Origin of the sequence: Janthinobacterium kochi, from assembly GCF_051380715.1 — a bacterium.
In the GTDB taxonomy this organism is placed as follows: domain Bacteria; phylum Pseudomonadota; class Gammaproteobacteria; order Burkholderiales; family Burkholderiaceae_D; genus Janthinobacterium.
The window spans coordinates 80,974-102,166 of sequence record NZ_JBNYXO010000001.1 but is presented as its reverse complement, the minus strand read 5'-3'; the positions used below and the strand labels follow the sequence as shown (position 1 = coordinate 102,166).

Annotated in this window: 17 protein-coding genes; all 17 read right to left on the bottom strand. The window is 62.5% G+C overall.

Translation table 11 applies throughout. The annotated features are described in order from the left end of the window. Nucleotides 1-19: 19 nt before the first annotated feature. The 17 genes from cfa to odhB all read right to left on the bottom strand — a co-directional run bounded on the left by cfa (nucleotide 20) and on the right by odhB (nucleotide 21,086). Nucleotides 20-1,177 carry a cyclopropane fatty acyl phospholipid synthase gene (cfa, locus tag ACQ4WL_RS00420; protein WP_436508330.1) on the bottom strand — a complete coding sequence of 386 codons (1,158 nt, stop codon included), beginning with the start codon at nucleotides 1,175-1,177 and terminating at the stop codon, nucleotides 20-22. 287 nt (nucleotides 1,178-1,464) lie between these two features. Continuing rightward, a complete protein-coding gene (locus tag ACQ4WL_RS00415) occupies nucleotides 1,465-2,505 on the bottom strand; it encodes a cupin-like domain-containing protein (protein ID WP_436507402.1) in 1,041 nt (346 codons plus the stop codon). A 78-nt stretch (nucleotides 2,506-2,583) separates the two neighbouring features. After that, a complete protein-coding gene (locus ACQ4WL_RS00410) occupies nucleotides 2,584-4,575 on the bottom strand; it encodes a glycosyl hydrolase family 18 protein (protein WP_436507401.1) in 1,992 nt (663 codons plus the stop codon). A 483-nt stretch (nucleotides 4,576-5,058) separates the two neighbouring features. Further along, the gene (gene rlmD, locus ACQ4WL_RS00405; protein ID WP_436507400.1) at nucleotides 5,059-6,399 is read right to left on the bottom strand and encodes a 23S rRNA (uracil(1939)-C(5))-methyltransferase RlmD; all 1,341 of its coding nucleotides are present in this window, start codon (nucleotides 6,397-6,399) and stop codon (nucleotides 5,059-5,061) included. A gap of 131 nt (nucleotides 6,400-6,530) precedes the next feature. After that, nucleotides 6,531-7,562 (bottom strand): RNA polymerase sigma factor RpoS, encoded by a 1,032-nt coding sequence (gene rpoS, locus ACQ4WL_RS00400; RefSeq protein ID WP_436507399.1) that lies wholly within the window; start codon nucleotides 7,560-7,562, stop codon nucleotides 6,531-6,533. A gap of 8 nt (nucleotides 7,563-7,570) precedes the next feature. After that, nucleotides 7,571-8,482, bottom strand: a complete 912-nt coding sequence (locus tag ACQ4WL_RS00395) for a peptidoglycan DD-metalloendopeptidase family protein (RefSeq protein WP_436508329.1) — start codon at nucleotides 8,480-8,482, stop codon at nucleotides 7,571-7,573. A 42-nt stretch (nucleotides 8,483-8,524) separates the two neighbouring features. Continuing rightward, entirely contained in the window at nucleotides 8,525-9,415 is an 891-nt protein-coding gene (locus ACQ4WL_RS00390; protein ID WP_436507398.1) for a protein-L-isoaspartate(D-aspartate) O-methyltransferase, read from the bottom strand. Between the two features lie 9 nt (nucleotides 9,416-9,424). Continuing rightward, complete coding sequence (surE, locus tag ACQ4WL_RS00385) at nucleotides 9,425-10,162, bottom strand: 5'/3'-nucleotidase SurE (protein ID WP_102121583.1); 738 nt, start codon at nucleotides 10,160-10,162, stop codon at nucleotides 9,425-9,427. A 94-nt stretch (nucleotides 10,163-10,256) separates the two neighbouring features. Continuing rightward, nucleotides 10,257-12,722 (bottom strand): tetratricopeptide repeat protein, encoded by a 2,466-nt coding sequence (locus ACQ4WL_RS00380; RefSeq protein WP_436507397.1) that lies wholly within the window; start codon nucleotides 12,720-12,722, stop codon nucleotides 10,257-10,259. A 19-nt stretch (nucleotides 12,723-12,741) separates the two neighbouring features. Continuing rightward, nucleotides 12,742-13,347 (bottom strand): toll/interleukin-1 receptor domain-containing protein, encoded by a 606-nt coding sequence (locus ACQ4WL_RS00375; protein WP_102121582.1) that lies wholly within the window; start codon nucleotides 13,345-13,347, stop codon nucleotides 12,742-12,744. A gap of 271 nt (nucleotides 13,348-13,618) precedes the next feature. After that, nucleotides 13,619-15,661, bottom strand: coding sequence for a DNA repair helicase YoaA (gene yoaA / locus ACQ4WL_RS00370; protein ID WP_436507395.1), 2,043 nt, complete (start codon nucleotides 15,659-15,661; stop codon nucleotides 13,619-13,621). Nucleotides 15,662-15,704: 43 nt separating this feature from the next. After that, nucleotides 15,705-15,905, bottom strand: a complete 201-nt coding sequence (locus ACQ4WL_RS00365; RefSeq protein ID WP_034752051.1) for a YdcH family protein — start codon at nucleotides 15,903-15,905, stop codon at nucleotides 15,705-15,707. Nucleotides 15,906-16,045: 140 nt separating this feature from the next. Further along, the gene (locus ACQ4WL_RS00360) at nucleotides 16,046-16,759 is read right to left on the bottom strand and encodes a hypothetical protein (protein WP_436507394.1); all 714 of its coding nucleotides are present in this window, start codon (nucleotides 16,757-16,759) and stop codon (nucleotides 16,046-16,048) included. Nucleotides 16,760-16,775: 16 nt separating this feature from the next. Further along, complete coding sequence (gene zapE / locus ACQ4WL_RS00355; protein WP_436507392.1) at nucleotides 16,776-17,873, bottom strand: cell division protein ZapE; 1,098 nt, start codon at nucleotides 17,871-17,873, stop codon at nucleotides 16,776-16,778. 70 nt (nucleotides 17,874-17,943) lie between these two features. Then, on the bottom strand, nucleotides 17,944-19,374 hold the full coding sequence (lpdA, locus tag ACQ4WL_RS00350) for a dihydrolipoyl dehydrogenase (protein ID WP_436507391.1): 1,431 nt from the start codon (nucleotides 19,372-19,374) through the stop codon (nucleotides 17,944-17,946). After that, on the bottom strand, nucleotides 19,364-19,735 hold the full coding sequence (locus tag ACQ4WL_RS00345; protein ID WP_436507389.1) for a PspC domain-containing protein: 372 nt from the start codon (nucleotides 19,733-19,735) through the stop codon (nucleotides 19,364-19,366). Before ACQ4WL_RS00345 ends, lpdA begins: the two co-directional genes overlap by 11 nt. A 94-nt stretch (nucleotides 19,736-19,829) precedes the next feature. Beyond that, complete coding sequence (gene odhB / locus ACQ4WL_RS00340) at nucleotides 19,830-21,086, bottom strand: 2-oxoglutarate dehydrogenase complex dihydrolipoyllysine-residue succinyltransferase (RefSeq protein ID WP_436507388.1); 1,257 nt, start codon at nucleotides 21,084-21,086, stop codon at nucleotides 19,830-19,832. Between the last annotated feature and the right edge of the window lie 107 nt (nucleotides 21,087-21,193).

Here is a 21,193-nt window from a genome sequence, read left to right as displayed (position 1 = left end):
ATATCAGCTGCCGCGCATCTCAACTGACACGCTCATAGCCGCCCAGCACGCCCTGCTTCGACAGCACCCATTGCCACAGCTGCAAGTCGCGCGCGCGGAAAGCGCCCGCGCAGGACAGCAGGTAATACGACCACATGCGGTGGAAGCGTTCGCCCAGCTGGGCGGCAAACTGCGGCCACGCCTGCTCGACATTCGCATGCCAGGCCATCAGGGTCTTGTCGTAGTCGGCACCGAAGTTGTGCAAGTCCTCGGCTACGAACAGATCGTCCATGGCGTCACCGATCTGGCCGATCGACGGCAAGTCGCCATTCGGGAAGATGTATTTGTCGATCCACGGGTCGCACGCGGATTGACGCTTGTTCTTGCCGATGGTATGCAGCAGGAACAGGCCGTCGTCTTCCAGGCAGCGGTGCGCCACTTCCATGAAGGTGCGGTGGTTTTTGTGACCCACATGCTCGAACATGCCGATGCTGACGATGCGATCGAATTTTTCATCCGTATCGCGGTAATCCTGCAGGCGGAAGTCCAGGTGCTCTCCACCCGGCATGCCGCGCGCGTACGCGACCTGCTCTTGCGAGATGGTCACGCCCACGCATTGCACCTGGTATTTTTCCGCCGCATAGCGCATGAAACTGCCCCAGCCGCAGCCGATGTCGAGCACGCGCATGCCCGGCTGCAGCCGGAGCTTGCGGCAGATCAAATCGAGCTTGGCGTCCTGCGCCTCGGCCAGGTTGGCCGCATCCTTCCAGTAGCCGCAGGTATAGGTCATGCGCGCATCGAGCATGGCCGCATAGAAGGCGTTGCCCAGGTCGTAGTGTTCCTTACCCACCATCCACGCGCGGCGCTCCGTCTGCAGGTTGAACAGGCGCGCAGTCAGCGCATGGAAGGCCAGGCGCATGGGACGCACGTCGTCAGCCACCCTGGCGCGCAGCAGGTGGCAAAAGAATTCGTCGAGCTGGTTCGCATCCCAGTCGCCATCCATGTACGCTTCGCCCAGGCCCAGATTGCCGCTGGCGAAAGCCCGTTCAGGCACGCCTGGTTTGCGCAGCTGCATGTCCCAGGCGGCGCGACCATTCAAATGGATGCCGGCCCTGGCCAGCAACTCGGCCGCTTCGCGGGTCAGCCGCGTGTCGAGCTGGAGTCCGGCGCTAGCTGCCGGTGTTTGCTGTAACTGCATAGCTGCTTGTGTCGTTTGCTGCGTGTTCATGCCCTGCCGCCTCCAGATGGTTGTCGGTGCTGGCGCGCCGGCAGGTCCACTCAGAGGCCCGGCGGCGCACCAGTAACAAAATTATCTACCCCTCATCCGCATCTGGATAATGAAACATCATGGCCATTCATATCAAAAATTTTGCTCTAAAATGATTTGAGTCAATTTTTTTGTGGGAAAATTTTTCGCATGAAACGCTCTGAAGCATGAAAAAAGCCGCCTGTACGGCGGCAGATTCGCGCCATTTGGCAGCACGATCAAAAGTCGTGATTCTGCGGATACTTGCTGTAAAAATCGTTATCCCATTTGAAATTGGTAAACGCCACCGTCATCGATATGTCGAGCGCCTCGACAAAATGCCAGCAGCCGACGGGCAAAAACAGGATTTCGCCCGGCGCCAGCACGCATTCGCGCACCTGCACGTCGGCCATCAGCGGATAGCGCTGCAAGTCGATGTCGCGCCCGTCGACGGGGGTAAAACAGTGGCGCTGGTTGTACACGCGCGCCACCTCGCAGGCGGCCATGATGCGCAGCCGCTTGCGCCCTTTCACCTGGGCCATGAAGTTGTTCGTCAAGTCATGATGAAATGGCGTCACCGTACCGGCCGGGCCAAACCATAAAAAGCCCGCGGGGGTGCCATCTGGCTTCAGGTATTCGGGCAGCTGGCCGATATCGTCCCACAGCTCGCGCAAGGCTTGCCGGTTCTGCGAATTGTTGTTCGCCGTCATGTAAAAATCGTTGGTCGTGCCGCTGCTCTCGACCAGGCTGGCATACTCGCCAAACGCCATCTTGCGCTTGTGCGCCACGCTATTCATTTCGTACTGGGCGTCCGCTTCGCGACCAAACTGCACTTCCACTTCGCGCTGCGCGTAATGTTCGCGGAAGTAGGCCGGGCTCCACTTGACCATGGCAGGCCAGTCGTCCAGCATGCCGGTGATGATCACGGGCTGGTTGGTGGAATAGTATTCGTCCAGAAACGCTTGCGCGGACAGCTTGTCGCGGCGGGGAATCTCGGTCGGACGCAGGTGGTTCAGCTTGCGCTGGATATCGATCACCCAGTCGCGCTTGGCCAGGCGGTTCGACAGGCGCACGGCGCCCGCCAGGTAGGGGCTGTGCAGCGCCAGCGCCACTTCGCGGCGCGCCAGGGGCTCCGCGATGCCGGCCTGTTGCAGCACCGGCATCAGCGCCGACGGATGGCTGCCCAGCATGAGGTTTTCCGCGATCCAGCTGCGCCATTCACGGCTCAGCTCCTGTTCCAGCTCCTGCTGCTTGACTCCGAATGTCGATACCGCCGCCATCACCCGTCTCCTGTTTTTTATGTGATCAAGCGGCCGGGCAACGTATGCCGCCCGGCCGCCTCCTACTCTAGCGCAGTATTACCGCACCTTCCACACCTCGGTCGCCAGCACGCCATTCGCGTCGCCATCGAGTTCCCACGAGAACGCGCCGCGCAAGCCCTGGTCCTTGACATATTTCACCTTGGTGCCGATGACGGTCGGATCGTCGTAGCTCCACCATTGGCCACCCGCGCCCGTGTACAGGTACAGCTGCTTGGTTACGGGATGGTAGTAGCGCGTGCCGGCCTTGGCGACGAGGATTTTATAATCCTCGATGCCCGACTCGTAGGTACCTGGCGCCGTGCCCGTGGCCGCCTGGTACAGGCCATCGCCGTTCGGTCCCGGCGCCACGCCCGTCCAGCCGCGGCCATAGAACGGGATGCCCAGCAGCAGCTTGTCGCGCGGCACGCCGGCGGCAATCATGTACTGCACCGCCTTGTCGCCCACGTATTCGCGCGCCATGCCCGTCGACGGATCGGCAGGGTCGGCAAACAGCTGGGCGTTGAAGTTGGTGCTGTTTTCCCAGCCGCCATGGAAATCGTAGGTCATCAGGTTGATCCAATCCATGTACTGCGAGTACAGGGCCGGTTCCGTGTTGTCGATCTTGTCCTTGCCGGCACCGACAGCCGCCGTCAACAGGTAGCGCTTGCCGTTGGCGGCACCGAGTGCATCGAGCTGGCTGCGGAATTCCGCCATCAGCAAGGTGAAGTTGCGCTTGTCATTGGGGCTGACCGTGTTGTACGGCTGGCCGCCGCCCACCGGGTATTCCCAGTCGATATCGATGCCATCAAAGATGTTGGCTGCCGCCCCCACGCCACCGCGCCCGCCCTGCACCGGCAAGTTGCCCTTGATATAGATATCGATGCAGGAACGCACCATCTGCTTGCGCAGGGCATCGGTGGCCGAACCGACGGAGAAGTTCTTCGACCAGCTCCAGCCACCCAGCGAGATGAACAGTTTCAGGTTCGGGTGCGCCGCCTTCAACTTTCTCAGCTGCAGGAAGTTGCCCGACAGGGGAGCATCCCACGGGATGGCCTGGCCATCGACGGTGCGCTTCGGCGTGCGGATATAGTCTGCCTCGGCATCGCCGCCCGTGCCCGCGTCCGGCGAATTCGGATTCGTCGCGCCCGGCTCCGTCTTGGTGATCATGGCGCACTCGTAGCCACCGTTTTTCGGATAAATGTTGCCGAAAGCGTAGTTGATGAAGGTCAACTTGTCGGCCACGCCGCTGGTGTGCACGTTCGCCACTTCATAGTCGCGGCCATACACGCCCCACTGCGCGAAGTACGACCCCACTTCGCGGCCCGTTGGCGTTGGCGTTGGGGTTGGCGTTGGCGTTGGTGTCGGTGTCGGTGTCGGTGTCGGTGTCGGTGTCGGTGTCGGTGTCGGTGTCGGTGTCGGTGTCGGTGTCGGTGTCGGTGTCGGTGTCGGTGTCGGTGTCGGGGTTGGCGTTGGAGTAGGTGTCGGGGTAGGCGTCGGCGTGGTGCTGCAGATTTCCAGGCTGGTCCACGGCTTGCCCGTGCCGGCGGCGCCGCTGCTGGTCGACGGGTTGTCGCCCTGCGTCCAGTAGTTGGCGCGGTAATTCGTACCGCCGTAGCTGACGGTGGCGCCCGCGCTGTAAGCCGTGCCGGCCACCCATGCCAGTGCGCAGGTGCCGCCGGTGGGCGTTGGTGTCGGCGTGGGCGTCGGGTTCGGCGTTGGCGCCGGTGTCGGCGTTGGCGTCGGCGTTGGTGTGGGAGTCGGTGTCGGCGTGGTGCCGCCATCGCAGATGCCGCCGGCGCTCCACAGGCTCGGCGTGGAGACGGGGTTCCAACCCGAGCCCACGTGATCGGTCTGCGTCACCAGGGCCGTGTAGTTGGCGCCCAGGTAACTGACTACCGTGCCGGCGTTGTAGGTGCCACCCTCTTGCCATCGCACGCAGGCGACCACCGTGCTGGCCGCCAGCAATTGCGAGCCGGCCGGCGCACCGGCGTCACCGCCGCCACCGCCGCATGCCGCCAGCACGCCACCGCTGGCCAGACATACCATCATGTTCCTGATTGTTTTTTTGAGTATTAAATTTTCCACGTTGTCTCCTGTTCAGGTTTGCGGAAATACCACGCTGCTTCAATGAAAAAGCTACCCTGTGATTTTGTTTTTTGCAGTTGCAAGAACAGCATGCTGCTGAAAAAATAGGCGGTCAAGTGGTTTTGAAGTGGCCTCAAAGTGGGCAATACCACTTCACGCAGAAAGCGCAGCGGCAGGGGTAGATGGCGTGTTGTCCTACTGGACAATGAAAAAACGGCAGAGGGAGGAAGAAAAACGACGCTGGATCTGGAAAAAACAGACCAGTTTTATGGCACTGCGTAAGTGGTATTGGGGCAGAGTCGGGAGAAAAGGTGAAATCCCTGCAAACAGCCTGAATGGCCTCGGCGCGCCTGAAAAACGTTCAGAGCAAGGCGCCTTGCCGAAGACAGTACGAATAGTACGGCTAGGCTAGGCAACGCAGCTATGGACGTTTTCTCAGGCGTGCCCTCAGACCAGATCAAACACTGCCATCGATTCGACGTGCGAGGTGTGCGGGAACATGTTCACCACGCCTGCCTTGCTCAGCACATAGCCCGCTTCCAGTGCCAGGATGCCGGCGTCGCGCGCCAGGGTCGACGGGCTGCACGACACATACACGATGCGTTTCGGCATCAGATCGGGACGCACTTGCGACAGGCCGACCAGCGCCTGGCACAGGGCCATGGCGCCATCGCGCGGCGGATCGACGAGGATGCGGTCGAACTTGCCCAGCGCGATCAGGTCATCCGTCGTCACTTCGAACAGGTTGCGCGTCGAGAACGAGGTTTTTTCCGCCAGGCCATTGGCCAGCGCGTTTTCCAGCGCCCGTTCCGTCAGGGTGGTGCTGCCTTCGATGCCCACCACTGCGCTACCTTGCGTGGCCAGCGGCAAAGTAAAATTGCCCAGGCCGCAGAACAGGTCGGCCACGCGGTCCGTCGGCTGCACTTCCAGCAAACGCAGGGCTTTCGATACCAGCACGCGGTTGATGTGGTGGTTCACCTGCGTGAAATCGACAGGCTTGAACGGCATCTTGACGCCGAATTCCGGCAGCAGGTAGTGCAATTGCTTGTCCAGCGGATAGAACGGCACGGCCGTTTCCGGCCCTTTCACCTGCAACCACCATTGCACGCCGTATTCGTCGGCAAAGGCCTTCAATTTCGTTTCATCGTCCGTCATCAACGGCGCCATGATGCGCAGCACCATGGCGGTGACGTCTTCGCCCACGGCCAGTTCGATCTGCGGCATCTGGTCGAAGATCGACAGCGAAGCAATCAATCCACGTAGCGGCAACAGCATGGCGGAGATGTGCGGTGGCAAGATTTCGCAGCTATCCATGTCGGCGACGAAGGCCGATTTCTTTTCATGGAAGCCCACCAGCACGGCGTCCTTCTTCTTGACGTGGCGCACGGACAGGCGCGCGCGGTAGCGGTAGCCCCAAGTCGGGCCATACATGGGGCGCATGATGCTTTGCGGACGCACCTTGCCGATATGCCACAAGTTGTCTTCCAGAACGCGCTGCTTGATCGCCACCTGCGCCGACGGTTCCAGGTGCTGCATCGAGCAGCCGCCGCAGTTATCAAAGTGCTTGCACTTGGGCGTCACGCGCATCGACGATTCGCGGTGCAGCACCGTCATGCGGGCCATTTCCCAGTTCTTCTTTTTCTTGTACGTCACAAAGCTGACGCGCTCGCCCGGCAATGCGCCTTCGACAAATACGACCTTGCCCGGCGAGCCGTCTTCGTTTTCAATATGGCCAACGCCACGGGCGTCCATGTCGAGCGATTTGATTTCGATGATATTTTCTTGCATAGCGATCAATAGGTAAGAGTGGGCCAGGACGCAGGGCCGCGCTGGAACTTGAAAGAATGGGGGAAAGGTCAGGCGCCGCGAGCGGGGCGTATGATAGCAGATGCTGGCTCGCGACAGCCGGGCTAGAAGGATTACAAAAGGGAATCTCTCACCACGCCGCGCGCCGCCATGGCGCGTTTGAGTTTAATCAGCGCTTCCTGCTGGATCTGGCGCACGCGCTCGCGCGTCACGCCCATTTCCTCGGCCAGGGTTTCCAGGGTGGCCGGATCGTCGTTGTCGAGGCCGAAACGGCGCATGATGACCACGCGCTGCTTGTCGGGCAGCTTGGTCAGCCAGTCGCGCACCAGCACCGTCATTTCATGGTGTTCCGCGCGCGCGTCGGGGCTGTCTTCGCTGGCGCCGGGCAGCATGTCCATCAGCGACGACTGCGGGTCGTTGTCGAGCGGCGCGTCGAGCGAGGTGGCGTGCTCGGACAGGGCCAGGATATCCTGTACCTCTTCCACGGGACGGCCCACCAGATGGGCGATGTCTTCCGCAGTGGCATCCTTGCCGTCGTGATGCTGGGCTTCCAGGTGGTATTTGCCGCGCAGGATCTGGTTCAGTTCGCGCACCATGTGCACCGGCAGGCGCACCGTGCGCGCCTGGTTCATGATGGCGCGCTCGATGCTCTGGCGTATCCACCAGGTGGCATACGTTGAAAAACGGAAACCGCGTTCGGGCTCGAACTTGTCGATCGCCCGCATCAGGCCGATGTTGCCCTCCTCGATCATGTCGAGCAAGACCACGCCGCGGTTGATGTAATGCTTGGCAATCGACACGACCAGGCGCAGGTTGTGCTCGATCATGGTTTGCCGGGCTTCGAAATTGCCCTGCTTGGCGAGGGTGGCGTAATGCACCTCTTGCGCCGCCGTCAGCAATGGCCGCGTGCCGATCTGGTTCAGATAGTGCTGCGTGGTATCGGTCGACAGCTCGGCCGCCAGCACTTTTTTCAGTTCATCGACACTTTCAACCAGCACGCTGACGCTGGCCACCTCGCCGCCCTCGACCGCGTCGACGGTGTCAATGCCGTCGAGTTCGCCGGCATCGTCCGTCACGACTTCGTCTGCCCCGTCTTCCGGCAGTTCCGGCTCATCGTCCAGCTGATCGTGCGGCGCGTGTGTCATTGCTTTACCTAACGGTTAGGCAGGAATTTCGAAGGGTCGACAGGCTTGCCCTGCTGGCGGATTTCAAAGTGCAGCTTCACGCGGTCGGCATCGGAATCGCCCATTTCGGCGATGGCCTGGCCTTTGTTGACGTTCTGCCCTTCCTTCACCAGGATGCTGCGGTTATGCGCATACGCCGACAATAAACTATTACTGTGCTTCACGATGACAAGATTACCATAACCGCGGATTCCGCTCCCGGCATACATGACTTTTCCCGCGCCGGCCGCCACCACCTGCTGGCCCGCCTTGCCGGCGATATCGACGCCCTTGTTCTTGCCTTCGTCGAAAGTGCCGATGACCTTGCCTTCGGAAGGCCACATCCAGCTGATCTTCTCGTCGCCAGGCGCCGATGCCGCAGGTGCTGCCGCGGCGGCGGCCGGCACGGCGGCGACAGCTGCTGCTGGCGCAGGCTTGACGTCGCTGGCGCCGCCATCGGCGCGCAATTCGGCCAGGGTGGCATCGGAATACGCGCGCTTCTCGCCGCGCGGGCCCGTTTTCTTCGGCACGACAGGCGCGGCCGGTTTGATTTCCGTGACCGGTGGCATGACGATGGCCGACGTTTGCGCGCCGCCCGCGTCGCCATTCGGCGGCAACACGCGCAGCACCTGGTCGACCTTGATGTCGTTCGGGTTGCTCAAGTCATTCCAGGCTACCAGGTCGCGGTAATTCTGGCCGTGCTCCAGGGCGATGCGCAACAGCGTGTCGCCGCGCTTGACCGTGTAATAGGCCGGGTCGCGGTCGCGCGGGTCGCTGGCGGCGGCGCTGCTGGCCGATGGATGGCGCTCCACGACGGGCGCCTGGACGCCAGTGGTGCCGCAACCGCTCAACAGCGCGGCCAAGGTGATACCACATAAAAATAGCTTACTTTTCTTAATCATTCGCATGTAATTGTATGTCCTGCTTGCTAGCTGATCCGGGGATCATATGGTGCCCGGGCGCAAAGGCACGAAATGGCAATCTTCCAGGGTTTGGCTAGTCCATTCCATTTTCCCCACCCGGGTAATGAGTTGTAAGTGTTGCAATTTAGCCCCCACCGGCGCAACCAGACGCCCGCCGGGCGCCAGCTGTTCCAGCAAGGCTTGCGGGACTTCCAGGCCGGCAGCGGCAAGGATGATCCCGTCGAAGGGCGCCGCCTGCGGCAGGCCAAGCATACCATCTCCGTACTGCAAGCGCAGATTTGACACGCGCAGCGGGCGCAGATTGGTCTTCGCCAGCTCGTGCAAAGGCCGGATGCGCTCGATCGAAAACACCTCTTTCGCCACCAGCGACAACACTGCCGCCTGGTAGCCGCAGCCGGTGCCGATTTCCAGCACGCGCTGCAAGCTGCCACCCTGGCGCATCACTTCGATCATGCGCGCCACGATATACGGCTGCGAAATGGTCTGATGGTGGCCGATGGGCAAGGAGGCATCGATATACGCCTGCGATGCCAGCGCCTCGTCCATGAACAGGTGGCGCGGAACGGCTTGCATGGCGTCGAGCACCACCTGGTCCTTGACGCCCTGTTTCGCGATGCGCGCTACCATGGCCCGGCGCACGGCGTCCGAAACGAGCGGGTTTTGCCGTGGCGGCGACACCACGGCCGGCTGCGCCCGCTCATTGGCGATGGCCTGCGCGCGCGATGGCGCGATGGCCGCGTGCGAGCCATACGGCTGCGCAATGCCCCGTGCGGCGTTTTGCGCCGCATTCTGCGTGGCCGTCTGCGGCGTGGCAATCCTGGACTGGGCCAGCGACTGCCCCCCGCCCTGCCTGGCGGGCTTGCCAGCCAGCGAATCGAGGGAAAGGGGGAAGGTACGCGGCTTGTCAGTCATAGTGAGCGTTCATGCCAGGCCTTTTGCCAGTGCATCGAGTTGGGTGGTATGCGTCAGGTCGATCTGCAGCGGCGTGATCGATACTTGTCCATGTTCAACGGCATGGAAGTCCGTGCCCGGACCGCCTTCCTTGGCGGCACCGGCCGGACCGATCCAGAAAATTTCACGGCCACGGGGATCGAGGGCGCGGATCACGGGCTCGGCCGAATGGCGCTTGCCCAGGCGCGTGGCCACCATGCCTTGCAATTGCGCGTAAGGGATGGCGGGTATGTTCACATTCAATAAGTACGGTTTTTGCAGGGCGTCAAACTGGCGCTCGACGATTTCCCTCGCCACGCGGGCGGCCGCGTCCAGGTTCGCCCAGCCAAACTGCGACTGGGAAAAGGCGATGGCGGGAATACCGAACAGATAGCCTTCCGTGGCGGCGGCCACGGTGCCCGAATACAGGGTGTCGTCGCCCATATTGGGGCCATTGTTGATGCCCGAGACCACCAGGTCGGGGCGTTCGATGAGCATGCCCGTCAGCGCCACATGCACACAGTCGGTGGGCGTGCCATTGACAAAATAAAAGCCGTTGGCAGCCTTGTGCACGGACAAGGGCCGGTCCAGGGACAGCGAATTGGACGCGCCCGAGCGATTGCTGTCGGGCGCCACCACGACGATGTCGGCAATGGGGGCGAGCGCGTCGGCCAAGGCCGCCAGACCTGGCGCCAGGTAACCGTCGTCGTTACTGATAAGAATTCTCATAACGAGATTTTACCTGAAGCAATGCCAACACTGCGCGTGCCACGCACCGATAGACTGCATTATTTGTGCCGCCGCGCGGACATGGCGCGCAGCGTCAGCGCTGCTCGATGCGCGCCTCCGACAACGCCCCTTCCAGCGCCTGCACTTCATCCTCCTGCAAGGCCAGCAAAGCATTCAGATCACCTTGCAATTTATACATTCTTTTCAGTTGCGCCATGCCGCGCCTGCGCAGCTTGCCTGGCACCCCCGGGCGCAGCAGGCATGCCTTCAAATGTGCGGCCAGTTCGCCCGCCTGCGCATACTGTTCGCGCTCTATCATGCCTTGCAACATCAAGATCATGCTGGCCAGGGTGTCCGGCTCGGCCCCTTCGTGCCCGTTGGCGCGGCCAGCCAGGATGGTTTCCTGCAAATGCCGCGCGCCGTCCAGCACGCTGTCCGCAAGCCCCGTGACGGGCGCATTCAACAGCCGGTCGCTGCCGCTGAGCACCGCGTCTTCCAGCAGGCGCGCCGCCTCGCTGTCGCCCTGCTGCAGCAGGGTGCCAGCCAATTGCTTCTTGCTGTGCAAGGTATCGAGGTGGTCTTCGCCCAACAGGCGCGCATGCACTTCCAGCACCTGCTCCTGCACGCTGCGCGCTGCATCGAGCTCGCCACGCCGCAGCAGCGCCTCGGCCAGCTTGCGCTGGCTCATCAGGGTTTCAGGATGGTCGAGCCCGTGCGTGCGCTCGCGCGCCGCCACCTGGTCTTCGTGCAGCTGGCGCGCGCCGGCCCAGTCGCCCTGCCCGGCCACGATATCGGCCAGCAAGTCGCGCGTGGCCAGGGTGGCCGCATGGTCGTTGCCCAGGCGCCGCTCCTGCGCCTGCAGCACGGCAACGAACAGACGCCGCGCGCCTTCCAGGTCGCCTTCGTGCCCCAACGCCTGCGCCAGGGCCAGCTTGCTGCGCAAGGTGTCGCCATGCTCGGCGCCAAACAGGCGCTCGCGCGCCGCTACCACCGTGCCCAGCACTTGCTGCGCCTGCGCCAGCCGGCCCATGCGCAGCAAGGTGGCGGCGCGGCCATCCATCGCCTCCAGGGTCAGCGGATGCTCGCCGCCCAGCTGGCGGGCGTAAGTTGCCAGCACGGTATCTTGCAGCAGCAGCGCCGCCGCCAGCTCTCCTTGCAGCAACAGGGTTTGCGCCAGGCAGGCCTGGGCTACCAAGGTATCGGGATGCTCGCTGCCCAGCACCCGCTCGCGCACGTCGAGCACGTCTTCTTCCAGGAAGCGGGCTTCATCGAGCTTGCCCAGCTGGCGCAGCAGGCGCGCCATGCCGCTCTTGCACGCCAGGCTGTCGGGATGTTCCTCGCCCAGCAGGCGCACGCGGATCTCGACGCTCTGGCGGAAGGCATCGAGCGCCTGCCCGCTGCGCCCGTCCTTGCGGTATAGCTCGCCCAGGCGGGCCAGGTCGCGCGCCAGCGGCAGGGCCACGGCGCGACCCGGTTCGAACAGCAAGGCCTGGCGCGCTTCGCTGATGGCGCCCAGCAAGGCGATTTCACGGCTCGATTGCCATGGAAAATAGCCACCCGTCAGCCAGTGCAGGAAGGCTTCGAAGGTACGCGTGAGGGAGAAGCGGTCGCCGCCCTGATCGATGCGCACGGCCAGCTGCTCGCCATAGGCAAAGGTTTTCGTCTGCTGCAGCTGGACTTCGTCGAAATAGCTGTCGAGGGAAATCTGCGGCAAACCGTAGGAGGTACGCAGCAGGCGCTCGAACAGGGGCTGGAAGCCGGCGATACCCTTGTGCGCGTCGCCGCGGCGCCACTCGGCGCGCTGCGCCCAATCGCCCATTTCTATGCGCGAGGGCAAGGGATACACGAGCAGCGGACGCTGTTCGTCTTCATGGCTGCGGCGGTACTCGATGGCCCGCGTGACGAGCGCATCGACACCTTCCAGGCTTTGCCGGTTCGGCGTGAAGACCACCACCAGCTTTTTCGGCAGCAAGGTAGTGCAGATGCCGGCACTGTCCGTGCGGCCCGTGCGGGAATCGACCAGTACATAGCGGAAATGCTGGGCCAGGGTGTCGGCGAAGCAGCGGAACAGGCCCGGGCAGGTGTCGAACAGCTGGTCCCAGTGCATCTGCGCCAGGCGCTCGCTGTAGCTGGCATCGAAACGCCCCGCGCGCATCAGGTACAGCGGGCTGCCCTGGTCGACGCGCACCACATATTGCTGCCAGTCGATAGCGTCGAGCACGCGCTGCGCCAGCGCCGCGTCCTCGCGGCCTGTACCCGGCCCGCCGGCGCGCGCGCCCGCCGTTTGCAGGCTGATGCGCTCGATCTGCTGGCGGCACGCCTCGAAGAACTCGAGCACACCAGGTCGCTCCTCATGCTGCTCGAAATAATGGTGCAGGCCTGGCGCCTCCATGTCCCAGTCCAGCATCAACACGGGCACACTGGCGTTATCACGGCGCGCCAGCAGGACGGCGATGTTCGACAGGGCCATGGTGCGGCCGGTACCGCCCTTATAGGAATAGAAGGTGACGACTTCGCCAGGGGCGCTCAAAGGTGGCAGGGAGAGGCGTTGGCATTCCATGACGGGACCTTTTACGTGATTAACGTGGAAAGTGGGGAGGCGGAATGGCGCGCCATTCCGGCGGGATAGCGGGCAACACGAAACGGCTGCAATCGTGGCCGGGCGGTGTCGACCGCTTGAGCAAGTGGTAATGCGTGGCAATACGCTGCACGATGCGTTCGATATCGGGCAGGTATTGCGGATTCGACTTCAGGTCGCCGCTGGCCAGCGTATAGCCGGAAAAATCGACGTACAGGCCCGACTCCGTGATTTGCGGCGGCAAGCCGTCCGGATGGCGCGTCATGATGATGGGGATGATCAGGTGGCTGGGCAGTTCATACCAGGCACGCCGCTCCTGTTCGATCAGCTGCATGGCGGCAAACTCTCGCCGCGTATAGCCGTGCGCTTCATATTTGGGCGTGTACAGCACGATCATGCAGACGCTCTGGCACATGGCACGCGCCACGCGCAGGTCGATATCGTCGCCGCCGCCCAGTTGCTCGCTGTCGATGAACAGCACTTCCTCGCGGTCGAGGTGCGGCTCCAGATAGCACGCCAGCGCCTCGATGAGATCATTCTTGAACTTGTTCATGAACGCATATTGGCCGTGTGCATAGCTCAAGAAACAGCCGTAGCGGATCTCCATGGCATCCCCCTGTTCCCCGTGCGGCCTGCCATCGCCGCGCCTTGATCCTGCAAGGCATGGACTCACTGTAGACCGCCCGGCAACAGCTCAGTTTGCGCTGGCGCAAAGATGTGTCTGGCGTCCTCGGCATGCGTCACAATGCCAGAAACTGGCGCGATCACGCCGCTTTCTGGCATGTCAGGCGCGCAAGACCGTATCGCGCAAAAAACGCTACTCGCTTGATAACAAAGGGGAAATAAGCCGGCGCGCGGATGGCGCCGGCAACGAGGAATTACGCGCCCTTGGCGGGCAGGTTGCGGAAGAACTCCACCACTTCGGCTGTGTCGCGTGTGCGCTTGAACGGTGGCAGGCTTTGCCAGATGCGCTTGCCGTACGGCTTGGAAATGAGGCGTGGATCGCAGATCATCAGCACGCCGCGGTCGCCCTCGTCACGAATCAGCCGGCCCGCGCCCTGCTTCAGGTTGATGATGGCTTCCGGCAGCGAGTGGTGCATGAAACCGTTCTTGCCCTGCTTTTCCATCACCTCGATGCGCGCGGCCAGCACGGGATCGTCGGGCGGCGCGAACGGCAGCTTGTCGATGATCACGAGAGACAGCGCATCGCCGCGCACGTCGACGCCTTCCCAGAAGCTCTGGCTGCCGATCAGCACGCCATTCCCGGCGGCGCGGAACTGATCGAGCAATTCCGTGCGGCCCTTGTCGCCCTGCACGAACAGGGGGAAGTTCAAGCCCCGCTGCTTGAATTCGTCAGCCAGGCGTTCGGCCGCGCGCTTCACGGCGCGCAAGGTGGTGCACAGGAAGAAGGTGCGCCCCCCCGCCGCCTCGATGATGGGCAAGGCGCAGTCGATGACGGCATCCGTGTAGCCCAGCGAATTGGGTTGCGGCAGGTTTGGCGGCACGAACAGCAAGCCCTGCTGGCCATAGTCGAAGGGACTCGGCCAGGTGTGTGACGGCTCGCCCGTCAAGCCCATCTGTTCGGAAAAATGCTTGAAGTCGTTTTTCACGGCCAGGGTGGCGGAAGTAAAAATCCAGCTGCGCGGTGTGCCTTCGCGCTGGTTATTGAAAATCGGCGCAATCGATAATGGCGTCTTGTGCAGCTGCAGCGAGCTGGAAAACGCTTCCACCCAGAACACGGCTTCTTCGCCGGCCGCCACTTTCGCCTTCGGATCGAACTTCCAGCCGCTCAGCTGCTGCGCCAGCTCGACGCCGCGCACGCGGCACTGCTCCAGGGTTTCCGCCCGTTCCGCCTGGGTTTCCAGCACCGCCACCATGCCGTCGAGCTCATCTTTGAGGGTGTCCAGCGCGGGAAAGAAGTCGCTCGACGGGGCGATTTGCGGCAGGGACAGACGCACGATATCCTGAGGGAAGGTCAAACGCAGGTCGCGCGCCGCCTTTTCCACCACCGTCACGGTCTTGGCCCAGTCGATGCCGCGCGCATGCGCCAGGCCCTCGGCCAGCACGTCGCGGCACAGTTCCAGGATTTGCGACGTCGATACCGTATTGCCAAAGAATAAAGTGGCCGTGTCGGGCAGCTGGTGCGCCTCATCGAATATGATGGTATTGGCCGAAGGCAGCAATTCGGCCACGCCCGTGTCCTTCAGGGCCACGTCGGCAAAGAACAAATGGTGGTTGACCACCACCACGTCGGCCTGCTGGGCTTCCTTGCGGGCCTTCATGACGAAACAATCCTGGTAATACTGGCACTCGGCGCCCATGCAGGTGTCGCGCGTGGACGTCACCAGGTTCCAGATCATGGCGTTTTCCGGCACCTTGGCCAGCTCCGCCTTGTCGCCGGAGCTGGTCATCTTGATGAAGCGCGATATTTCGCGCAAATGCCCCACGTCGTCGCGCGACGTCATGCGGCCGTTCTGCAGGGTGCGTTCCAGGTGATAGTGACAAACGTAGTTCGAGCGGCCCTTCAGCAGGGCGACGGAAACGGGCGCCTGCAGTGCGGCGCGCACGGTGGGGATATCGCGCAGGAATAGCTGGTCCTGCAAGTTCTTCGTGCCGGTGGAAACAATGGTCTTGCCACCCCACATCAGGGCCGGCACCAGGTAGGCAAAGGTTTTACCCGTGCCCGTGCCCGCCTCGGCGATCAGGGTTGTCTGGCTGTCGATGGCATGGGCGATGGCCTTGGCCATTTCCGTTTGCGAACGGCGCGGCTTGTAGCTGCCCACGGCGGGACCGAGCGGGCCGCCGGCACCGAACAGGCGCTCGATGTCGGCATCGTGCTTGCCAGGCGCCGCCTGCGGTTCGGCTGGCAGATCGGCAGGCTGGCCATCTGGGTTTACTGGCAATAAATTGTGATCGGTCAAAATATACTTAGGTGAAGGCTGGACTGGACGCTACTGGCGCCCCTCAGGCGGGAACGTCGGGCACCAACTGCATTTTCAGCAAGGTGATGTGATCCTTCAATTGCAATTTGCGCTTTTTCAGGCGGCGCAGTTGCAGCTCGTCATGGTGGCCATCGAGTATCAGCAACTCGATGACGGCATCGAGGTCACGGTGTTCCACGTTGAGTTCAATCAGGCGCCGCTCTATTTGCTGTGCATCGCTCATGTGTTGCGTTCCAGGCAGTGTTGGTAACAGTATTGGGAAACCGGCGCGCGCAGCGTACGCAGGCAGCCGTAGTGTGTAGTTTAACCTGCCGCGCGCGTTAGGGCACGCCATTTCCGGCATGCCCCCCCTGCACAGCGGCCTTATTTGGCAGGCGGCACAGGCACGGCAACGGCCGGCGTGCTGGCAGCTGCCGCAGCCGCCTTGGCCTGGGCTTCGGCCTGACGCTCGGCCAGGCGTTGCGCCACGCGTTTCTGGCGTGCCACGGCGTCAGCCTGCTTGCGCGCATAGTCTGCCTCGCGGGCCGCGCGGCGCGGCGCGTCGGCAGCGTCGGCGGCAGCCTGTCTCGCCACCTTCGCCGCTTGCTCAGCCTCGCGCTCGGCAACGCTCTTGCCTTCCGGCTTGGGCGGCGCCGGTTCGGGCGCGACGACCTTCACGGGCTTGGGCATGGCCGCAGCCCGCTGCTCGGCATCGAGGCGCGCACTTTCCTGCGTCCTGGCCAGGTCGATATCGCGCAGGCGCACGGACTCGGCGCGCTTGAAGTAGTTCGCTTCCGCTTCCACGGCGCGCAGGCGTACCAGGATCAGACGGCGCTTTTCCTTGGCCGTGTCCAGGCAGTTATTCACGAAAAACTTGTTGTAGCACTCCAGTTCGCGCGCGGCAAACTCATCCTCAGCGGCCTCGCGCTCGCTGGCGGCCTGTTTCAGCTTGGCGTCCGCCTCTTCCACCGACAAGGTGGCGGGCACCTGCGGGGCGCCGACCTCATCCAGTGCCGCACGCCCCTGGTGCGCGCAGGCAGACAACGCCAGGGCCAGGCCCAGTGCCGCTCCCAGCTTGTATAGTGTATTTGCCATCATCTTCATTATCCCTGCCTCAAACGATCGCGTCGGCCGCGCCGCGCTGTTCTTTTTCCATGTATTCGCGCGATTGCATCTCGATGATACGCGAAACGGTGCGGTGAAACTCGTTGGCCAGCATGCCATTCGTGTACAGCTCCTCGGGCGCCACTTCGGCCGACATGATCAGCTTGACCTTCTGGTCATAAAACACGTCGATCAGCCAGGTAAAGCGGCGCGCTTCGGACGACTGCGCCGCCGACATGGCCGGTATGCCGGACAATATCACCGTATGGAAGCGGCTGGCGATTTCCAGGTAATCATTTTGCGAGCGGGGACCGCCGCACAGGGTGGCGAAATCGAACCAGATGATGCCGCCCGCGCGGCGCAGGCAATGGATTTCGCGGCTCTCGATGCGGACGCGCGCATCTTCGTCGGCCGTCTCGGCGATGCGCGTGTAAGCGTCGCGCAGAGCCTTGTCGGTGGCGGCGCCCAGCGGCGTGTAGTAGCTTTCCACCTGCTCGAGCGCGCGGCCGCGGTAATCGACGCCCGCGTCGACGTTCATCACGTCGAGCTTGTCCTTCAGCAGGGCGATGGTCGGCAGCATGCGGTCGCGGTGCAGGCCGTCCGGATACAGCAGGTCCGGATCGTAATTCGAGGTCATGATGAAGGACACGCCATTGGCGAACAGGGCCGACAGCAGGTTGTACAGGATCATCGCGTCGGCGATGTCGGAGACGTGGAATTCATCGAAACAGATGAGGCGGTATTTCTTGGCGATGCGCTTGGCCACTTCGTCGAGCGGGTCGGCCACGCCTTTCAACTCATCGAGCTGCTGGTGCACGCCGCGCATGAACTCATGGAAGTGCAGGCGCGTTTTGCGCACCAGGGGCACGACCGAGTAAAAACTGTCCATCAGGAACGATTTACCGCGCCCCACCCCGCCCCACATGTACACGCCTTTCGGCACGGCAGGACGGTTCAGCAGGCGCTTGAAGGTGCTCGAGCGCTGGCCCTTGTAGGCCACCCACTCGTCATAGCACAGCTGCAGGCGGTCGACCGCGCGCCGTTGGGCGGCATCGGCCTTGAAATCACGTTTCTGCAACGCGTGCTGGTAAAACTCTTCTACGTTCATGGGATTCGCTTTAACGCACAAGGGCGCCGGCGGAAAAAATCCGCGAGCGCCCCTGTAGGACTAACTACAATTAAAAGTTCAACGTGCGCTTGTCAACCGCCAGTGCCGCTTCCTTGGTCGCTTCCGACAGGGATGGGTGAGCGTGGCAGATGCGCGCGATGTCTTCTGCCGAGGCCTTGAATTCCATCGCCACGACGGCTTCGGAAATCAGTTCGGACGCCATCGGGCCGACGATGTGCACGCCGAGGATTTCATCGGTGGTCGCATCGGCCAGGAATTTCACCATGCCCGAGGTGTCGCCCAGCGCGCGTGCACGGCCGTTGGCCATGAACGGGAAGGTGCCAGCCTTGTAGGCGATGCCTTCGGCCTTCAGGGTTTGCTCGGTCTTGCCGACCCACGCGATTTCCGGCGAGGTGTAGATCACCCAGGGAATCGTGTTGAAGTTGGTGTGACCATGCTGGCCGGCGATACGCTCGGCCACGGCAACGCCTTCTTCTTCCGCCTTGTGCGCCAGCATCGGGCCGCGCACGACGTCGCCCACTGCCCATACGTTCGGCAGGTTGGTCTTGCAGTCGCCGTCGACGGCGATGAAGCCGCGCTCGTCGAGCTGCAGGCCGACTTTGTCAAAGCCTAAGCCATTCGTGTTTGGCGTGCGGCCGATCGAAATGATCAGTTTGTCGAACACGGCTTTCTGCGCTTCGCCCTTGGCGTCCACGAATTCCACGGTGACGTCTTTCTTGCCTGGCGTGATCGCGCCGATCTTGCAACCGAGGTTGATCTTCAAGCCTTGCTTGATGAACAACTTCGACGCTTCCTTGGCGATCTGCTCGTCGACGGCGCCCAGGAAGACCGGCAGGCCTTCGAGTACGGTGACGTCGGAACCCAGGCGGCGCCAGACGCTGCCCATTTCCAGGCCGATCACGCCGGCACCGATGACGCCCAGCTTGGCTGGTACGGCGTCGATGGCCAGTGCGCCCGTGTTCGACAAGATCAATTTCTCGTCGAATGGTGCGCCCGGCAGTTCGCGTGCGTTCGAGCCCGTGGCGATGACCACGTGCTTGGCCGTCAAGGTTTCATTGGCTGCGCCCGTCACGCTGATGTCATACGTGCCAGCGGCGGCGGCGGCGAAAGCGGCGCGGCCGTGGAAGAAGGCGATCTTGTTCTTCTTGAACAGGTACAGGATGCCATCGTTGTTTTGCTTGACGACCGTGTCTTTGCGCTTGAGCATCTGGCCCAGGTTCAGTTTCAGGCCGGCGACATCGATGCCGTGCTCGGCGAAGCTGTGGCCCGCGTGTTCGAAATGCTCGGACGATTGCAGCAGCGCTTTCGACGGGATGCAGCCAACGTTGGTGCAGGTACCGCCAGGTGCGGCGCCGCCCTTGGCGTTCGACCACTCGTCGACGCAGGCGACGGAAAAGCCCAGCTGCGCTGCGCGGATGGCGGCGATGTAGCCGCCAGGGCCCGCACCGATGACAACTACGTCAAATTGTTTAGTACTCATGTTTTGTTATTCCAATCTCTTCGTCTGGTACGAAAATCCACAATAGAAGGTAAATCACCACGCCGAAGCCGAAGGTCAATGTAAACAGGACGAAGACCAGGCGCCAGATCCACGCTTCCATGCCGGAAGCGCGGCCCAGGCCGCCGCAGACGCCACCGAGCCAGCGGTCGTTGCGCGAGCGGCGCAGGCGGTTGAATTCCTGCACCAGGTCGTTCGCCGGACCGGAGTCGGATGGAGTGTCCGATTTGTCCAGGTTGATATTGCTCAGGAGCTTGGCTTTCGCTTGCGCGAACTCCGCGTCGCTCAGGGCGCCCGCCAGGTGCAACTCGTGCAGACGCTTGATTTCTTCAGAGACGTTCATGGGAATCCTCTTTCATTGAGATCAGCCAGCTGCGTCTTCTGGCAAGGGGTATCAACTACATTGCCCCGGCGGCGACGCCGGGGGTCTACAGTGCTTACAGGTCCAGCAACAGGCGTGCAGGATCTTCCAGCGCTTCTTTCATCGCCACCAGGCCCAGGACGGCTTCGCGGCCGTCAATGATGCGGTGGTCGTAGGACATGGCCAGGTAGTTCATCGGACGCACCACGATCTGGCCGTTTTCGACGACGGCGCGGTCCTTGGTCGCATGCACGCCCAGGATGGCCGATTGCGGCGGGTTGATGATCGGGGTCGACAGCATGGAGCCGAAGGTGCCGCCGTTCGAGATCGAGAACGTACCGCCCGTCAGGTCGTCCAGGGTCAGCTTGCCTTCCTTGGCTTTCGCGCCGAATTCACCGATTTTTTTCTCGATGTCGGCGATCGACAGCTGGTCCGCATTGCGGATGATAGGCACGACCAGGCCGCGTGGCGAACCGACAGCGATGCCGATGTCGAAGTAGCCGTGATAGACGATGTCATTGCCGTCAACGGAAGCATTGATGATCGGGTACTTTTTCAGGGCAGCGACGGCGGCCTTGACGAAGAAGGACATGAAGCCCAGCTTGACGCCATGCTCTTTCTCGAACTTGTCCTTGTACTTGTTGCGCAGGTCGATGACCGGCTGCATGTTCACTTCATTGAACGTGGTCAGGATGGCGTTCGTCGATTGCGATTGCAGCAGACGCTCGGCGATACGCGCGCGCAGGCGGCTCATCGGCACGCGCTCTTCCGGACGGTCGCCCAGGCTGGCGGCCGACGGCGTGGCAACTTGTTGCAGCGCTGGCTTGGCAGCGGCTGGCGCCAGTGGCGCGACAGCTGGCTTGGCGGAAGCGGCCAGGGCGTCGCCCTTGGTCACGCGGCCATCTTTGCCGGAACCGGCGACGTCGCCAGCGGACAGGCCTTTTTCGGACAGGATCTTGGCAGCGGCAGGCATGGCGACATCGCCTTTGGTCGCAGCGGCTGGCGCCGAAGCGGTAGCAGCGTCTTGCGCGGCGGCAGCCAGGGCTGGCGCAGGCACAGCCGACACTTCCATCGGGCTGACCTTGGCCGAACCGTCGGTATCGATGATGGCGATGACTTCGCCGGCGACGACGGTGGCGCCGTCAGCCTTGATGATTTGCACGATCACGCCAGCGGCAGGCGCCGGCAGTTCCAGCACCACTTTATCGGTTTCGATATCGATCATGTTTTCGTCGCGCGCAACTGGTTCGCCGACTTTCTTGTGCCATGCCAGCAGGGTCGCTTCTGCAACCGATTCCGACAACTGGGGAACTTTGACTTCGATTTGTGCCATGTAAAACTCCGTTTATTTTGTTATTGCGGCGCCGCCCTGCGTAGCAAGGGCGGCGCTCCGTCATGATGTCTGCGAGCAGACGCCATGCATAGGCATGGCGCCCCTTA

What these genes read in the sequence shown, in the direction of transcription:
- ACQ4WL_RS00365 (WP_034752051.1), bottom strand. Translation starts at nt 15,905, where the DNA reads ATGAGCGATGCACAGCAAATAGAGCGGCGCCTGATTGAACTCAACGTG.
- rlmD (WP_436507400.1), bottom strand. Translation starts at nt 6,399, where the DNA reads ATGCAAGAAAATATCATCGAAATCAAATCGCTCGACATGGACGCCCGT.
- ACQ4WL_RS00345 (WP_436507389.1), bottom strand. Translation starts at nt 19,735, where the DNA reads ATGAACGTCTCTGAAGAAATCAAGCGTCTGCACGAGTTGCACCTGGCG.
- ACQ4WL_RS00380 (WP_436507397.1), bottom strand. Translation starts at nt 12,722, where the DNA reads ATGGAATGCCAACGCCTCTCCCTGCCACCTTTGAGCGCCCCTGGCGAA.
- ACQ4WL_RS00390 (WP_436507398.1), bottom strand. Translation starts at nt 9,415, where the DNA reads ATGACTGACAAGCCGCGTACCTTCCCCCTTTCCCTCGATTCGCTGGCT.
- odhB (WP_436507388.1), bottom strand. Translation starts at nt 21,086, where the DNA reads ATGGCACAAATCGAAGTCAAAGTTCCCCAGTTGTCGGAATCGGTTGCA.
- cfa (WP_436508330.1), bottom strand. Translation starts at nt 1,177, where the DNA reads ATGCAGTTACAGCAAACACCGGCAGCTAGCGCCGGACTCCAGCTCGAC.
- ACQ4WL_RS00415 (WP_436507402.1), bottom strand. Translation starts at nt 2,505, where the DNA reads ATGGCGGCGGTATCGACATTCGGAGTCAAGCAGCAGGAGCTGGAACAG.
- lpdA (WP_436507391.1), bottom strand. Translation starts at nt 19,374, where the DNA reads ATGAGTACTAAACAATTTGACGTAGTTGTCATCGGTGCGGGCCCTGGC.
- surE (WP_102121583.1), bottom strand. Translation starts at nt 10,162, where the DNA reads ATGAGAATTCTTATCAGTAACGACGACGGTTACCTGGCGCCAGGTCTG.
- ACQ4WL_RS00375 (WP_102121582.1), bottom strand. Translation starts at nt 13,347, where the DNA reads ATGGAGATCCGCTACGGCTGTTTCTTGAGCTATGCACACGGCCAATAT.
- rpoS (WP_436507399.1), bottom strand. Translation starts at nt 7,562, where the DNA reads ATGACACACGCGCCGCACGATCAGCTGGACGATGAGCCGGAACTGCCG.
- ACQ4WL_RS00410 (WP_436507401.1), bottom strand. Translation starts at nt 4,575, where the DNA reads ATGATGGTATGTCTGGCCAGCGGTGGCGTGCTGGCGGCATGCGGCGGT.
- zapE (WP_436507392.1), bottom strand. Translation starts at nt 17,873, where the DNA reads ATGAACGTAGAAGAGTTTTACCAGCACGCGTTGCAGAAACGTGATTTC.
- ACQ4WL_RS00395 (WP_436508329.1), bottom strand. Translation starts at nt 8,482, where the DNA reads ATGATTAAGAAAAGTAAGCTATTTTTATGTGGTATCACCTTGGCCGCG.
- ACQ4WL_RS00360 (WP_436507394.1), bottom strand. Translation starts at nt 16,759, where the DNA reads ATGATGGCAAATACACTATACAAGCTGGGAGCGGCACTGGGCCTGGCC.